This window comes from Ruegeria sp. CG3, from assembly GCF_056537205.1.
Genome location: NZ_JBQFRC010000001.1, coordinates 1,795,007 through 1,810,390, shown reverse-complemented (window position 1 = coordinate 1,810,390; position 15,384 = coordinate 1,795,007). Strand labels below are relative to the sequence as shown.

At 61.3% G+C, this 15,384-nt stretch carries 14 protein-coding genes; 4 read left to right on the top strand and 10 right to left on the bottom strand.

What is annotated here, in order from left to right; genetic code table 11:
• Positions 1-32: 32 nt before the first annotated feature.
• Complete coding sequence (yghU, locus tag ACR0NB_RS08950) at positions 33-911, bottom strand: glutathione-dependent disulfide-bond oxidoreductase (RefSeq protein WP_480775449.1); 879 nt, start codon at positions 909-911, stop codon at positions 33-35.
• A 241-nt stretch (positions 912-1,152) separates the two neighbouring features.
• On the opposite strand from yghU, the gene ACR0NB_RS08945 reads away from it, so the two are divergent.
• Positions 1,153-1,671 carry a YHS domain-containing (seleno)protein gene (locus ACR0NB_RS08945; RefSeq protein ID WP_093964711.1) on the top strand — a complete coding sequence of 173 codons (519 nt, stop codon included), beginning with the start codon at positions 1,153-1,155 and terminating at the stop codon, positions 1,669-1,671.
• A gap of 56 nt (positions 1,672-1,727) precedes the next feature.
• Here ACR0NB_RS08945 and ACR0NB_RS08940 read toward each other — a convergent pair whose 3' ends face one another.
• Both ACR0NB_RS08940 and metF read right to left on the bottom strand, forming a co-directional pair.
• Positions 1,728-2,381: a J domain-containing protein gene (locus ACR0NB_RS08940; RefSeq protein WP_480775448.1), complete on the bottom strand. Its 654-nt coding sequence runs from the start codon at positions 2,379-2,381 to the stop codon at positions 1,728-1,730.
• 181 nt (positions 2,382-2,562) lie between these two features.
• On the bottom strand, positions 2,563-3,429 hold the full coding sequence (metF, locus tag ACR0NB_RS08935) for a methylenetetrahydrofolate reductase [NAD(P)H] (RefSeq protein WP_170436534.1): 867 nt from the start codon (positions 3,427-3,429) through the stop codon (positions 2,563-2,565).
• A 94-nt stretch (positions 3,430-3,523) separates the two neighbouring features.
• Here metF and ACR0NB_RS08930 point away from each other — a divergent pair, with 94 nt between their 5' ends.
• Positions 3,524-4,429, top strand: a complete 906-nt coding sequence (locus tag ACR0NB_RS08930; protein WP_480775447.1) for a LysR family transcriptional regulator — start codon at positions 3,524-3,526, stop codon at positions 4,427-4,429.
• A gap of 108 nt (positions 4,430-4,537) precedes the next feature.
• Positions 4,538-5,323 (top strand): inositol monophosphatase family protein, encoded by a 786-nt coding sequence (locus tag ACR0NB_RS08925; RefSeq protein WP_480775446.1) that lies wholly within the window; start codon positions 4,538-4,540, stop codon positions 5,321-5,323.
• A 76-nt stretch (positions 5,324-5,399) separates the two neighbouring features.
• On the opposite strand, the gene bhcD is transcribed toward ACR0NB_RS08925, so the two are convergent.
• Genes bhcD through bhcA form a run of 4 tightly spaced genes read right to left on the bottom strand, consistent with a single transcriptional unit; the run spans position 5,400 to position 9,748 of the window.
• On the bottom strand, positions 5,400-6,386 hold the full coding sequence (bhcD, locus tag ACR0NB_RS08920; RefSeq protein ID WP_480775445.1) for an iminosuccinate reductase BhcD: 987 nt from the start codon (positions 6,384-6,386) through the stop codon (positions 5,400-5,402).
• 14 nt (positions 6,387-6,400) lie between these two features.
• Positions 6,401-7,564, bottom strand: a complete 1,164-nt coding sequence (gene bhcC, locus ACR0NB_RS08915) for a 3-hydroxy-D-aspartate aldolase BhcC (protein WP_480775444.1) — start codon at positions 7,562-7,564, stop codon at positions 6,401-6,403.
• Positions 7,561-8,547 (bottom strand): beta-hydroxyaspartate dehydratase BhcB, encoded by a 987-nt coding sequence (bhcB, locus tag ACR0NB_RS08910; RefSeq protein WP_480775443.1) that lies wholly within the window; start codon positions 8,545-8,547, stop codon positions 7,561-7,563. The genes bhcC and bhcB overlap by 4 nt, the downstream gene beginning before the upstream one ends.
• Positions 8,548-8,557: 10 nt before the next feature.
• Complete coding sequence (gene bhcA / locus ACR0NB_RS08905) at positions 8,558-9,748, bottom strand: L-aspartate--glyoxylate aminotransferase BhcA (RefSeq protein WP_480775442.1); 1,191 nt, start codon at positions 9,746-9,748, stop codon at positions 8,558-8,560.
• A 196-nt stretch (positions 9,749-9,944) separates the two neighbouring features.
• Between bhcA and ACR0NB_RS08900 the strand changes: the two genes are divergently transcribed.
• Positions 9,945-10,784, top strand: a complete 840-nt coding sequence (locus ACR0NB_RS08900) for an IclR family transcriptional regulator (protein ID WP_170357183.1) — start codon at positions 9,945-9,947, stop codon at positions 10,782-10,784.
• Here the strand turns inward: ACR0NB_RS08900 and ACR0NB_RS08895 are convergent.
• Genes ACR0NB_RS08895 through putA form a run of 3 tightly spaced genes read right to left on the bottom strand, consistent with a single transcriptional unit; the run spans position 10,760 to position 15,311 of the window.
• Complete coding sequence (locus ACR0NB_RS08895; protein ID WP_170450867.1) at positions 10,760-11,131, bottom strand: GFA family protein; 372 nt, start codon at positions 11,129-11,131, stop codon at positions 10,760-10,762. The two genes, ACR0NB_RS08900 and ACR0NB_RS08895, sit on opposite strands and share 25 nt — an antisense overlap.
• Positions 11,128-11,871 carry a rhomboid family intramembrane serine protease gene (locus ACR0NB_RS08890; RefSeq protein ID WP_480775441.1) on the bottom strand — a complete coding sequence of 248 codons (744 nt, stop codon included), beginning with the start codon at positions 11,869-11,871 and terminating at the stop codon, positions 11,128-11,130. The genes ACR0NB_RS08895 and ACR0NB_RS08890 overlap by 4 nt, the downstream gene beginning before the upstream one ends.
• Positions 11,872-11,912: 41 nt before the next feature.
• The gene (putA, locus tag ACR0NB_RS08885; protein WP_480775440.1) at positions 11,913-15,311 is read right to left on the bottom strand and encodes a bifunctional proline dehydrogenase/L-glutamate gamma-semialdehyde dehydrogenase PutA; all 3,399 of its coding nucleotides are present in this window, start codon (positions 15,309-15,311) and stop codon (positions 11,913-11,915) included.
• Positions 15,312-15,384: the final 73 nt, after the last annotated feature.

Below are 15,384 nucleotides of genomic sequence, written 5' to 3'. Positions count from 1 at the left end.
GATGGTTTGCTCCCCGCGCCAAATGAACAAAGTTATTCGGCTGCTGTTTCCAGCTTGTCCTGCGTACGGGTTTCGAAGTCGCTCGCATCATGCCGTTCGCGCAGTTGGGTGTGCAACTCTCCGAATGCGCGGTTGACCATGCGGCCTCGCTTCACGGCCGGCCGCGCGTCAATCTCTTGCGCCCATCGCATGACGTTCTTGTAGGACGCGACATCAAGGAATTCGGCCGCGTCGTACAAACGACCCAGAACCAGTTGCCCATACCACGGCCAGATCGCCATGTCGGCGATCGAGTAGTCCGAGCCAGCGATAAAAGCTTTGTCCGCAAGTTCGCGGTCCAGAACATCCAGCTGGCGTTTGGTTTCCATCGCAAAGCGGTTGATCGGGTATTCCCATTTCTCTGGCGCATAAGCGTAGAAATGCCCGAACCCACCACCCAGATAAGGCGCGCTGCCCATCTGCCAGAAAAGCCAGTTCATCACTTCGGTGCGCTCGGGACCGGATTCGGGCAGGAATGCACTGAATTTTTCGGCCAGATGTACAAGGATGGAACCGCTTTCGAACACCCGCATCGGTGTTTCACCCGAGCGGTCCATCAGAGCGGGGATTTTCGAGTTCGGGTTGATCGCGACAAAATCCGAGCCGAACTGATCGCCGTCACCAATATTGATCAGCCATGCATCATATTCCGCGCCTGCGTGACCCAAGGCCAAAAGCTCTTCCAGCATGACCGTCACTTTCACCCCGTTTGGCGTTGCAAGCGAATACAACTGCAAGGGATGTTTGCCGACGGGCAATTCCTTGTCATGGGTCGCACCGGCAATGGGGCGGTTGATGTTCGCGAAACGCCCTCCGCTTTCACTATCCCATGTCCAGACTTTCGGTGGGGTGTATGTGGTGGTGTCGCTCATCTTCTGCCTTTCGTCCCAGAGCCGAGCCGCGCCCGGCCCGACAAGAGTTAGTGTTGCAGAACAAGAACGCCAACCCCCGACGTGGCGGCTGTTCTGTAACAATTGCGGCAAGACTGCTCACGTTTGCTCGTCAATGGTCACAGCGGCGTTAACGGGTCTTCGCCGACGAAGGGAATTGCTTATTGTCTCTTCAGACAGCCATTCCGGCCCTGCAACCCGTCAAGACACGAGGACATGAAACATGAACAGATTTGCTCTGACCTTCGCTGCTGCAATGGCGTTGGCCGTGCCCGCCTTTGCCGGCCCGCAATATGTCGATGGGACCGGCTTCGCCGTGTCCGGATATGATGTGGTGGCCTACCGTGGGCTTGCACAATCGCCGATTGGACAAACCCAGCCCGAAGGCGTGCGCGGACGGTCGGACATCACTGCGGAATACAACGGGGCGACCTGGGCCTTTGCGACCGAAGAAAACCGCGCGAAGTTCCTTGAAAACCCCGCGTTCTATGCGCCGCAATATGATGGCCATTGCGCCTATGGTGTGTCCAAGGGTGGCAAGGTTCCCGGCAACCCCAACCTTTGGCGGATCGTTGACGACAAGTTGTACCTGAACATCACCGACGTCGTGGTCGGTTTCTGGGAAGAAGACGTCCCGGGCAACATCAACCTGGCTGAGGGGAACTGGCCGGGTCTCGAGGTTAATGACGCCTCGACCAACGTGATCCCGAAATTCACGTCCGAAGGCCCGATCTCAAACTGACGTGGCGCGCGTTGCAGGCCCGGCAGACCCGCCGGGCCTTTTTCAATGCTGGGTTTTCAACAAGCCTGCCAGAACTGATCCCGGGTGGCCTGATCCGCCTCGAACCTGATCCTGACGCTGCGCGCGCCGGGAAATTTGCGTTCTCGAATGGTATCGGGAACAACGACCTCGCCCGCTCCGCCATTCTTGGCCTGGAAGGACAGTATTTCGGTTTCGACCGTCCGAAAGCCGGCCAGAACGGATGTCGGCAGGGCAACGCGGTTTTCACCCTCGCAAACCGGCGTCGCAACGAAATAGGTCAGGTCGCGGCCATAGCATCCGATCGCCTCTGGTACATGGTCCGAATTACGCGCCGATTGCGGGCAGTCTTCCGCGCTGGCCTCGCCAAAGGATAGGGCGCGACTTGGGTCGAGCAGTTTCAGACAGGCGGAAATATCCTTCTCGTCCAGCTCGATGATACGCTTTCTGAGTTTCGGGCGTCGCGGTTGGGCCGGCCCGGCGCCTTTGCCTGCCAACCCGTTTTTGCGGAGATAGTCATAGGCCGACTTCGCCCGCGCGAACTGATTGCAGTCACCGCCTGTATGGTCGGGATGTGCATGAAAGGCGATGTCACGCCACGCATTCCGGATGTCCGATGCGGTGGCGGTCTGATCAAGGCCCAAGACGTGCAGTGCATCTACGCGAGCCTGAATTTTCTCGACTGGCTCCATACCAAAATCACTCGATAAAACAACTGGCTCCTATTTTCCGGAGCCTTGAGTTTCTGTCAAATTATCCAGTGAATTGGTAGGATTGGCGGGGACAGTGCGCCGTTGCAGGGGGAATTGTTCGCACCTTGCAAAGGGCCGCAGGTGGCAATCCCCCTTTGGCCAGTGCAAATGCAAGGAACAGTCAGGCGACGTTTTGTAGATCGGCTTTGGGCGTGATCCCAAGGGCAAAACACACATCGCGGGTCAGTTCGGGGCGGTTCAGCGTATAAAAATGCAGCTTGTCCACGCCTTCGTCGATCAGGTCCGAACACAGCTCGGTGCATAGCGCAGTGGCCAACAAGTCGTGCCGGTTGTCACGGATTGCTTTGTCAAAGGCCTGATCGACCCAGTCCGGCACCTGCGCGCCACAGCGTTTGGCAAATTTCTTGGCACCGGCCCAGTTCTCGATTGGCAGGATGCCAGGAACGATCGGCTTGTCGATCCCGGCCTTGGCGCAGGCATCGCGAAAGCGCAAAAAGGTTTCGGCCTCGAAGAAGAATTGCGTCAAAGCCTCGTCTGCGCCGGCGTCCAGCTTGGCTTTCAACCAGTCAATGTCAGCCTGTGCATGTGGCGCTTCGGGGTGAATGTCGGGATAGGCACCGACGCGGATGGTGAAACTGCCGGTTTCCGCCAGTGCTGCGATCAATTCGACCGAGTGGGCGAACCCATCGGGATGCGGGACGAACCGTTCCTGCCCCTTGGGTGGGTCGCCGCGCAACGCAACGATGTCAGTGACGCCGGCCGCGGCAAAGCTGTCGGCTATGGCCAAGGTCTCGCCGCGTGAGGCGTCGACACATGTAAGATGGGCCGCGACTTTCAATCCCGAGGATTTGTGCAACGTCGCCACCGCATCGCGGGTCAATTCACGGGTGGTGCCCCCCGCACCATATGTGACCGAGACAAAACGGGGTGCCAGTGGCGCCAGTGTCTGGACCGTATCCCACAGGCGAAACGACGCTTCGAGTGTCTGAGGAGGAAAGAATTCAAAGGAAATCTCGGGCTGGGTCATGGCAGTCTCGCAGGTTGTGTTGCGGCTCTTGTGCCATGGAGTTCTTTGTGAGACAAACTCATATTATTCAAGAACAACATGAGCGATGCGAAAGATGCATATTGAATTTCGACACCTGCGCACGATCAAAGCCATCCATGAATGTGGTGGGTTGGCCCGTGCGGCGGATCAACTGAACATCACGCAGTCGGCGCTCAGCCATCAGATCAAAGGGCTGGAGGATCAGGCCGGCGTTGAACTGTTCCTGCGCCGGTCGAAACCGATGAAATTGTCGGCCGCTGGGCTGCGCCTGTTGCGACTGGCCGAGCAGATCCTGCCACAGGTCGAAGCGATGCAGGAGGAGTTTTCTTCGCTACGCGACGGGCGCACGGGGCGGATGCACATCGCGATCGAATGCCACGCCTGTTTCGAATGGCTGTTTCCGGTGCTCGAGGCCTTCCGCAAGTCTTGGCCGGATGTGGATGTCGATATCCGGCCGGGCCTGGCCTTTGACGCGCTGCCCGCGCTGCAGAAGGAGGAGGTTGATCTGGTCGTCTCCTCGGACCCCGAAGACCTGCCGGGGGTCGAGTTCATCGAGCTGTTTGAATACAATCCTGTCTTTGTCGCCGCATCGACCCACCCTCTGGCCGAGAAACAGTATATCGAGGCCGAGGATTTTCGCGGTCAAACGCTCATCACCTATCCGGTCGAACGCACGAGGCTTGATATCTTCAGCCAGCTTCTCATCCCGGCCCGCGTTGAGCCTGCTGCGATCCGGCAAGTTGAGTTGACCGCCGTGATCCTGCTGCTTGTTGCGTCAAACCGTGGAATATCCGTTCTGCCCGACTGGGTGGTGCGCGAGGTCAAGTACAACTCGGACTATGTGACCCGCCCGCTGACCAAGGATGGCATCACGCGTCGGCTGTATGCCGCGGTGCGTATCGAGGACATGGAAAAACCCTTTGTGCAGGAATTGGTCAAGCTGGCCAGCCTAGAGGCGCGCAAGCTGCAGCAGCAATAAGGTTTTGGCCACGCGGGAAACGGCATGCTGCTATGCGCATCATTCCTCTTGGCAAGGGGGCGTTGCGCCAGTATACGCGCGGTTTGACCGGACAGGAGCCTCGGAACTATGGTTGGCAGTGCAAATCTCAACATCATGATCAAGGCCGCGCGCAAAGCGGGCCGATCGCTGGTAAAAGACTTTCGCGAAGTCGAGAACCTGCAGGTGTCGATGAAGGGCGCGGGCGATTTCGTCTCGAAGGCCGACATTGCAGCCGAGAACATTCTGAAAGAAGAACTGCTGGGCGCGCGACCCACCTACGGTTGGCTGGCTGAAGAAGGTGGTGTGATCGAGGGCGAAGACCCGACCCGGCGTTGGATCGTTGATCCTTTGGACGGGACGACCAATTTCCTGCACGGCCTGCCACATTGGGCGGTTTCGATCGCACTTGAACACAAGGGCAAGATCGTCGCGGGCGTCATCTACGATCCCGCGAAGGACGAAATGTTCTTTGCCGAAAAGGGCGAGGGTGCCTGGATGAACGACATGCGTATCCGCGTGTCGAGCCGCAGCCGGATGATCGAATCGATCTTCTCGACCGGTTTGCCGTTTGGTGGCCGCTCGGACCTGCCGGCCACGTTGCAGGACCTGGCCCGTCTGATGCCCGCCTGCGCGGGTGTGCGCCGCTGGGGTGCAGCTGCGCTGGATATGGCCTATGTTGCCGCTGGCCGCTACGAAGGCTTCTGGGAGCGTCGCCTGAATGCCTGGGATCTGGCCGCTGGCATCATCGTCGTGAAAGAGGCGGGTGGGTTCGTTCAACCGTTGAACCCCGAAGGCAGCATTCTGTCCGACGGGGAAGTCATCTGCGCCAACGAACCTATTTTCGACCAGTTCGCCAAGGTGATCCGCGGCTGATCCGTCAACACGGCGGCCGGAAACGACCAGAACCAATTTCTAAGATCGCGCGGCCGAATTGGCCGCGCGTTTAGTTTCAAAGCCGTACGGTGCCTGCCAGACCTGCCTCGGAGGCCAGCCGTGCGGCCACGGATGCCACGGCCAGGTCCTGCAACCCGACCCCGGTCCCATCGAACAGGGTGATCTGATCAACCTTTGTCCGGCCGGGATGATCGCCATTAATGACTGCTCCAATCGGCGTGATGGCGTCAGGATCCAGCGCGCCCGAAGCCACGGCGTGTTGCGCCTCACCTATGGTGACGGACTGGGCAACCTCGTCGGTGAAGACCTGAGCGGAAGCAACCAGTTCGGGGTCGACTTCCATCTTGCCCTTCGTGTCGGTGCCCATGCAGGCCAGATGCGTTCCGGGCTTGATCCAATCGCGCATCAACAACGGTTCGAACGCCGATGTGATCGTGATGATAACGTCGGCCTGTGCCCCCAGTTCCCGCTGCGAGACGGATTCGAAATACAGTCCGATGTCATGCGCGACGGCGGCCAGTTTCGGAAGCATTTCGGGATGGGGATTCCATGCCACCACCTTTTCGAATTCGCGTTGCTCGGCGGCGGCGCGCAACTGAAAGGCCGATTGATGGCCCGCGCCGACCATGCCAAGCACCTTGGCGTCCGTACGGGCCAGGTGCGCGATCGACACTGCCGAGGACGCAGCCGTGCGGATAGCCGTAAGATAGTTTCCATCGACCAACGCGGAAGGCTGTCCGGTATCGGGATCGAACAGGATGACGGTGGATTGGTGGTTGGTCAGTCCGCGATTGGTGTTTCCCGGCCAATAGCCACCAGATTTGACACCCAGAACCAAGCCTTCGGCGTCAAAGCCGGATTTGAACCCATATACGGCGCCGGCATGACCCAGCCCTTCGCGGATGACGGGGAAGTTGCGCGCTCCGCCGCGTGCCATCGCTGAGAACACGTCTTGGATTGCGTCAAACGCCAGCTTGCGGTTGACCAGCTGCTTGCATAGGTCTTCGCCAACGATCTGTATCAGATTGGTTTCAGCGTTCATCTCGTCCCTCATGATCAAAACGCCTTGCCGCGAGCAGAGACCGGCCACAGGGTCTCGACCCTTCCGTTGCGCACGCCAACATACCAGTCGTGCACGTTGCAGGTCGGATCGCAGTGCCCGGGGACCAGACGCAACTTGTCGTTCACCCGCAACACGCCGTTGGGGTCGCCGATCACACCGTGTTCGTCCGAACATTTCAGGTATTCGACATCGTCGCGACCAAATATCACCGGCAAACCGCTGTCGATCGACTGTGCCTTGAGCCCTGCGTCGCAGATCGCCTTGTCCGGTTTGGCGTGGCTCATGATGCTGGTGAGGATGAACAAGGCGTTTTCCCATTCGCCCCGATCGATCCTTTGGCCATTCCGGTCTAGAATCCGCCCATAGTCGGCATCCATGAACGCGTAGGACCCGCACTGCAATTCGTTGTAAACGCCCGAATTGCTTTCGAAATAATAGGATCCCGTCCCGCCGCCCGAGACCAGTTCGCACTCAATTCCGTCCGCCTTCAAGCCGTCGACGGCGTCACGCACCATGGCGATTGCTGCATCCAGTTTTTCCTTTCGCGCGTCATAGCTGTCGAGATGTTGCATTGCGCCCTGATAGGCTTGGAGGCCGGTGAACTTCAGGTTGGGCGCCGCCTCGACCGCGCGAGCAATGGTTATGACGTCAGCCGTACTGGTCACCCCACAGCGCCCCGCGCCGCAGTCGATCTCGACCAGGATCTCCAGCTGCGTTCCATGGGTCTGCGCCGCAGAGGACAGCTCGGGCACATTCTCGATGTCGTCAACGCAGACCAGCGTTCGCGCGCCCAGCTTCGGCAGCCGAGCCAAGCGGTCAATTTTTGCCGGATCGCGCACTTGGTTGGACACAAGGATATCCTTGATCCCGCCGCGCGCAAAAACCTCGGCCTCCGAGACCTTCTGACAGCACACGCCAACTGCGCCGCCCAGTTTTTCCTGCAGGCGCGCGACGTCCACAGACTTGTGCATCTTGCCATGCACCCGATGGCGCATGCCGTACGCTTTGGCGTAGTCGCCCATTTTGCGGATGTTCCGCTCCAGCGCGTCGAGGTCCAGTATCAGGCAAGGAGTCTGGATTTCGCTTTCATCCATGCCGATTGCTGCGGGGATGTCGAAGCCGACGTCCAATTGATCGATTTTCACGGGTTTGTTCATCCTTCTCTTCCTTGCCCGGCCAACCAGGGCAGCTTGTCCAAATCCACATTGCCGCCGGTCAGGATCACGCCGACGCGTTTGCCTCGAAAAACCTCGGGGTTGTTGAGAATGGTTGCCAACGGAACGGCCGAAGATGGCTCAATCACCAGCCGCAAGTGTTTCCAGGCCAGTTTCATGGCCGTCACGATTTCGTCTTCGGAGGCCGTGAAGATGTCGGCAACGTTCCGCGATACGAAGTGCCAGGTGTTTTCCTTGAGCGGAACCAGAAGGCCATCGGCCACCGTTTTGGGTGCGTCGTCGGCGATGATCCGACCGGCTTTGAAAGATCGGTATGCGTCATCAGCCTGCTGAGGTTCCGCGGCATAGATCGCGACATCAGGGGCCAGATTCGATACTGTCAGGCACGTGCCCGACACCATTCCGCCGCCGCCGATCGGAGCGATAACGGCATCAAGCCCACCTGTTTGTTCCAGCATCTCGGCCGAGCATGTGGCCTGTCCTGCAATGACACGCGGATCGTTGTAGGGGTGCACGAATTCGCCACCCGTTTTGGCCTGCACCTGGGCAAAGGTCGCTTCGCGCGATGTTGTCGAAGGCTCACATTCGGTGATCGTGCCACCAAACCTGCGGACCGCGTCCTTTTTGGCCTGAGGTGCGGTGCGTGGCATGACGACGTTGCAGGGAATGCCCCGCCGACCGGCAGCATATGACAGGGACAGTGCATGGTTCCCGCTGGAGTGGGTGCAGACGCCGTTGCCGGCGATCTCGTCGGGCAATCCGAATACCGCATTGCAGGCGCCGCGAACCTTGAAGGCTCCGGCCTCTTGCAGGTTCTCGCACTTGAAAAAGAGCCGTGCGCCGGTTTGTGCGTTCAGATACTCCGACGACAGGACGGGTGTACGCCGGATATGTGGTTTGATCCGTTCATGCGCTGCGCGCATGTCGTCGATCGTCAGATCTGCAGCCGAAAGCGTGTCCAACATACCGATCTCCTCAAGCCGCAGCGCGCGAGCGGTTGGTGCCGTTTGCACGGAAGTATTCCTGCGCTGCCGCCACGCCGCTGCCCAGTTGTATCGGGTAGTTCAGATCGGCCATCGCCATCTCGATCGTGGCGAGGCCGGACAGAACCATGACGTCCGTCAGGCTGCCCAGGTGACCGATGCGAAACGCCTTGCCGTTCAATTGGCCCAGGCCGATCCCGAAGGACACTCCATAGGTGTCATAGGTATGGTTAGTCAGGACATTGCTGTCGAATCCATCGGGTACATAGACTGCGCTGACAGTGTCCGAGTAGAGGTCCGGCGATTGAGCGACCAGGCTCAAACCCCAGGCGTCGACGGCCCGACGCACGCCTTCGGCCAGACGGAAGTGACGGGCGTAGACGTTGTCCAGGCCTTCTTCGAACAAAATGGACAGGCTTTCCTGCAGCCCGCAGATCAGTTGCAACGGCGGCGTGTATGGAAACCCGCCCGAGGCATTGGCGTCCAACATGTCCCGAAAGTCGAAATAGGTGCGGGGCAGCCGCGCACCAGCCATCGCTGCCAGCGCCTTGGGGCTGACGCACAGGATTGCCATTCCAGCGGCCAGCATGAACCCCTTTTGCGACCCCGAAACCGCAATATCGACGCCCCAGCCATCGAATTCGAACGGCATCGAGGCCAGTGAACTGACGCAATCGACCAGCAGCAGGGCAGGGTGCGCCGAGGCATCCATCGCCGATCGGACCGACAGGATATCCGATCGCACGCCGGTGGCCGTTTCATTGTGCGTCACCAGAATCGCCCGGATGTCGTGGTTCCGGTCGTCGGCGAGGATCGATTGAAACCGTTCGGCAGGTGCCCCGCTGCCCCAAGGGCAATCGATGACTTGCACATCCAGCCCATGCCGTTGGCAAAGGTCGATCCAGCGATGGCTGAATACGCCATGGCGGGCCACAAGAACCTTGTCGCCCGGGCTCAGTGTGTTGCTGATCGCAGCTTCCCACCCACCTGTGCCGCTGGATGGAAAGGTCACAATCTGACCCGTGGTCGACCGGAAGACCTGCTTGAGGCCCTCGAGTACCGGAGCAAAGGCCTGAACGAAATCCGGCGCGCGGTGGTCAATGGTCTGGACCTGCATCGCGCGCAAGAGGCGATCCGGGATATTCGTCGGGCCGGGAATAAAGACCGGGTTTTGGTTTGACATCATCATGTCCTCCGCTTTGCCCCAAGTCTGTCTCCGCGTCGGCGATGATGCAATTTTCTTGAAAAATATTTTCATTATTTCGAAAAAATTCGTAACCTGCCATAAACGCAGGATATTCACTTTCTCGTTTCGCTGAGTGTTTGTGATCAACTGAGAAAGCCAGACGGCCGTTCGGCCAAAATGAGGGAGAATCACAATGTCAGCCCAGAAGCGGCCGCGCGGACGGCCCAAGTCGTTGTTCAAGGAAAGCTCGGCCGGAACCATGCAGGCGTTGGACCGTGCGCTGGGGGTCCTGACCACGGTCGCACGGCTTGAACGCACCGCGCTCAGCGACCTCGCGCGTGAGATCGACGTGCCTACTGCAACCACGCATCGCATCCTGACGACCTTGCAAAAGCATGGGTTCGTCAGCTTCAGCGAAGAACGTCAGGAATGGATGATCGGAGTCGAAGCCTATCGCACAGGCGCTTCGTTTCTGCGGCACAACAGCGTTGTCGAGATCGGCCGGTCAGTTCTTAGACGCCTGATGCAGGACAGCGGAGAAACTGCGAACCTTGCAGTTCCCGACGGGTCGGAAGTTGTGTTTGTCGGGCAAGTCGAGACATCGAACCCGATCCGGGCGTTCTTTCCGCCGGGCGCTCGTACGCCGATGTATGCCTCGGGTACGGGCAAAGCGATCCTGGCGGCCATGACCGAGGCATCCCGGGCCAAGGTGTTGGCCGACACCCAGCTTGTGCCATATACGCCCAATACTTGCGCCACATTGGATACCTTGCGCGAGGATCTGACCGAAACGCGGCTGCGCGGATGGTCTTATGATCGAGAGGAGCGCCACTCGGGCATGTCCTGCATCGGAGCCGCAATCTTCAACGACAAGCAGGAGCCTTGTGCCGGAATCTCTGTCTCTGGGCCGACCGCGCGATTCAATCCGGACCGGGCACCTGAGCTTGCCGCCCACGTCGTTCAGGCTGCGCAAGAGATCACGCGGCTAAGCGGTGGTCAAACTCCGGATCAGTCAGACCGATCAGAGGGGTGATTGACCCCGTCATTCCAGGGAATCGGCCCGTGGGTTCTGGGGTTTGCGTCCTCGATGCAGCCAAGGTTGACGCCGCACTCTGCCGGATCCGAGCGTCTTTGGTGATAAACGTATATCCCGCAGGTCTTGCAGAAATAGTGTTTCGCCGTGTGCGTGCCCCATGTGTAGAGGCTCAGGTTCTCGGCGCCTTCAAGAATGCGCAGGCTCTCGGTTATGGCGGTCACGGCGGCGGCCCCGCGGCGGATGCAGAAGGAACAGTCGCATCGGGCAGCCGTGGACAGGCCACCGGGGAATTCGGCCTCGATCTTCACGGCGCCGCAATGGCAGGTGGCGGTCATTTGGCTCATCGGCGTGGCACTCTTGGTACGCGGGACTGGCTGAGCTTGTAGCGGTGTTCGGGATGTGGCGGGTGGCCGTGGGTGCGGTTCCAATAGGCCGGCCCGCCGCGTTTCAGCCACAGTGGGATGCACAGAACCAAACCGATCAAGAAACCGCCCGTATGCGCCCAATAGGCCACACCGCCTGCGTCAGGGTTGCTGGACACGCTGCCAAGGAACTGCATGCCCAGCCAGACGCCCAGCATCACGAAGGCCGGGATGGTGAAGACCCGGAAGTAGATGATCAGAATCAGCAGGATATCGACGCGCGCCCTGGGGAACATCAGCAGGTACCCACCCATCACTGCGGCAATTGCGCCGGACGCGCCGATGGTGGGAACCAACGACCCGGGAGCCGTGACGATATGGACCAGCCCGGCGCCGATACCCGCGATCATGTAGAACAGCAGAAAGGGCAGGTGGCCCATCTCGTCTTCCATGTTGTCACCGAAGATCCACAGGAACAGCATGTTGCCGATCAGGTGCATCCAGCCGCCATGCAGGAACATCGACGTCACCAACGTCTCGAGCGCTACGCCGTCGCTGATGCGGGCGGGGATGATCGCATAGTCGAAATAAAACCGGTTGATCAGCCGGGCGTCGTCCATGATTCCGACATAGCTGAGGAAAATCAGGACATTCGCCGCGATCAGCGCATAGACGACATAAGGCGTCCGCCCAGATGGGTTGTGGTCTCGAATTGGAAACATGGGGGGACGCTGGGCTTTTCCCGGCCCAGCGTCAAGTCAGCTTATGCCGCACCGCCCAGAAGTGCGGCGTTTCCTCCGGCGGCCGTGGTATCGACGCAGACATGGCGCTCAGCCATCACCCGCGACCGGTCGGGCAAGCCGGGGATCAGCGGCAGGATGGGGCCGTCTCGCCGAGCCAGATGGCGCTCGATCTGACGCGCGGTGTCCGCATCGCCCCACCACAGAACCCCCGATATTCCCGGCAGGTTCTCAAGCCGGTGCAGGTCAAGCGCGCCCTCGGTCTGAATCGCGGCGCCGCCAAGCCCGAGTATGGCATCCGCCTGCGCCTTGGCCGCCTCGGGGCCGGGGCCCAGGCACAGGAACGGCGCGCGGGGGAACTCGGTCAGCCGGTTCGACTCGCCGGTCGGTCCGGGCATCGAGCGGGTCGTCGGCGCGGCAGGCTGCCCGATCGGTGCGGGCAGGTCGGCTGGGGCGGACCATTCCGCGGCCACGACCTGTCGGTCCGGGGCGCAGAAACGGGCCAGATAGTTCGGGCCGCCCGCCTTGGGGCCGGTGCCGGACAGGCCTTCGCCGCCGAAAGGCTGCGAGCCGACGATCGCGCCGATCTGGTTACGGTTCACGTAAATATTACCGGCGTGGATCGCCTCGGTTACGTGCTGCACCCGGTCGTCGATGCGGGTGTGCAGGCCGAAGGTCAGGCCATAGCCGGTGGCGTTGATGTCGGCAATCACCTGGTCGATCTCGTGTGACTTGAAACGGGCGACGTGCAGGACGGGGCCGAAGATCTCGCGTTCCAGCGCATTGATGCCGGGGACCTCGATCAGCGTTGGCGCCACGAAGATCCCCTCGGGCGGCAGCGCCAGTTCCTTCAGAACACGACCCTCAGTGCGGGCCTTGGCGACGTGGTCTGCGATGCCCTGCCGGGCCTGTTCGTCGATCACCGGGCCGAAATCAGTCGAGAGCAGCCAAGGATCGCCCACCGAGAGGGCATCCATCGCGCCCTTGAGCATGGTCAGCACGTCATCGGCGATGTCGTCCTGCAGATACAGGCAGCGCAGGGCGGAACAGCGCTGGCCCGCCGACTGGAAGGCGCTTTCGATGATCGACTGCACGGCCTGTTCGGGCAGGGCGGTGCTGTCCACGATCATCGCGTTCAACCCGCCGGTTTCCGCGATCAGCGGCGTGCCGGGCCGCATGTGCTCGGCCATTGCAGCGCGGATTTTCAACGCCGTCGCGGTCGATCCGGTGAAGGCCACGCCTGAGACGCGCGCATCCGACGTCAGCGCGGCGCCCACCGACGGCCCGCCCGGCAGCAATTGCAGCGCATCGCGCGGCACGCCGGCCTGATGCAGCAGCTGCACGGCCCGGTGGGCGATCAGCGGCGTCTGCGGCGCGGGTTTGGCCAGAACCGCATTGCCCACGGCAAGCGCTGCCGAGATCTGCCCCGTGAAGATCGCCAGCGGGAAGTTCCACGGGCTGATGCAGGTGAAGGTCCCGGCCGGATCGGCGTCGGGGATGTTGGCGGCGTAGTAGCGCAGGAAATCCACCGCCTCGCGCAGCTCGGCTACCGCATCGGGCAGTGATTTGCCGGCCTCGCGCGCCAGCAGGGCGAAAAGCTCGCCATAATGCTCCTCGTAGAGGTCGGCGGCGGCATTCAGGATGCGGTGGCGCTCGGCCGCTGGGGCCTGCCAAGGAGCAGCTGCGGCCAGCGCCAGCTCCACATCCGCGGCGCTGGCCGGGGCGACCGCGCCTGGCCGGTCCTCGGGCAGGGCGGGGTTGATGACAGGTTCCTCGGCCTCGGGCGCCGCGTCACCGGCCAGCAGAGGCTGCGCGAACCAGTGATGCGCGCGAAAGGCGTCGCGGGCGGCATCGATCCGGTCCAATGTAGGCGTGTGATGCAGGTCGAACCCCTGCGAGTTTGGTCTTTCAGGTTGAAACAGTTCGGGTCCGGTTGGGATGTGGCGTGCAGGTTTCCGCACGGCCTCGAACGGATCGGCGGCCACCACTTCGGGGGCCACGTTTTCGTCCACGATCTGGTTGACGAACGAGCTGTTGGCGCCGTTTTCCAGCAGCCGCCGCACCAGATAGGCCAGCAGGTCGCGATGCGCGCCAACCGGCGCGTAGATGCGGCAGCGGGTATTGTGTTGGTCCTTGACGATCTGGTGCAGGGTCTCGCCCATGCCGTGCAGGCGCTGGAACTCGAAGGGCTGGCCCTCGGCCATGTGCAGGATCGCGCTGACCGTGTGGGCGTTGTGGGTCGCGAACTGAGGATAGATCCGGTCGGTCATGCCCAAGAGCTTGCGAGCATTGGCGATGTAAGAGATGTCTGTTGCCGCCTTGTTGGTGTAGACCGGGAAGCCGTCGACGCCCTCGACCTGCGCGCGCTTGATCTCGGTGTCCCAGTAGGCGCCTTTGACCAGACGCACCATCAACTTGCGGTCGTACCGCTCGGCCATGTCATAAAGCGTGTCCAGCACCAGCCCGGCACGCGGCCCATAGGCCTGCACCACCACGCCGAACCCGTCCCATCCGGCCAGCGCTGGCTCGGACAGAACCGCCTCGATCACCTGCAGCGACAGCGACAGGCGGTCAGCCTCTTCGGCGTCGACGTTCAGGCCCATTCCGGCGGCTTTGGCCAACAGCGCCAGCGCCCGCAGACGCGGCACCAGCTCGTCCATCACGCGCTGTTCCTGCGCAACCTCATAGCGCGGATGCAGCGCCGAAAGTTTAACCGAGATGCCGGGGTTGGCGCGGATGTCGTCCTGCGTGCAGGCATCGGCAATCGCCGCGATGGCACGGGAATATGAAAGGTGATAGCGCGCGGCGTCTGCCTCGGTGCGCGCGGCCTCGCCCAGCATGTCGTAGGAATAGGTGTAGCCCTTGGCCTCCATCCCGGCGGCGCGTTTCATGGCGGACTGGATCGTTTCACCCAGAACGAACTGACGGCCCATTTCCTTCATCGCGCGCCCGACGGCGGTACGGATGACCGGCTCGCCCAGCCGCTTGATGGCGCCGCGCAGGGCGCTGACCGGCGAGGCCCTGCCCTCGTCCAGCACCTTGCCCGTCAGCATCAGCGCCCAGGTCGAGGCATTGACCAGCGACGACGACGAGTGGCCCAGGTGCTTGCCCCAGTCCGAGGGCGCGATCTTGTCTTCGATCAGCGCGTCGATCGTGTCGGCGTCGGGCACGCGCAACAGCGCCTCGGCCAGGCACATAAGCGCGATGCCTTCATCGGTGGACAGGCCGTATTCGGCCAGGAACACCTCCATCAGCCCCGGCGCGGTGCTGGAGCGGATGTCGCGCACCAGTTGCGCGGCCGCCTCGCAGATGGCGGTGCGGCCCCCTTGGGTCAGGGCGGCCTGATCGGTCAGGGAGTTCAGCAACGCGGTCTGGTCCGCGCAGGTCATGGAATCGATGGTGTGGCGCAGGCTGTGGGTCATGTGTCCTCCGGTCTTTCACCCAGTATACTTGCGATTTTGCGGGACAACGGACCGAAAACAAAATATCTGGCAT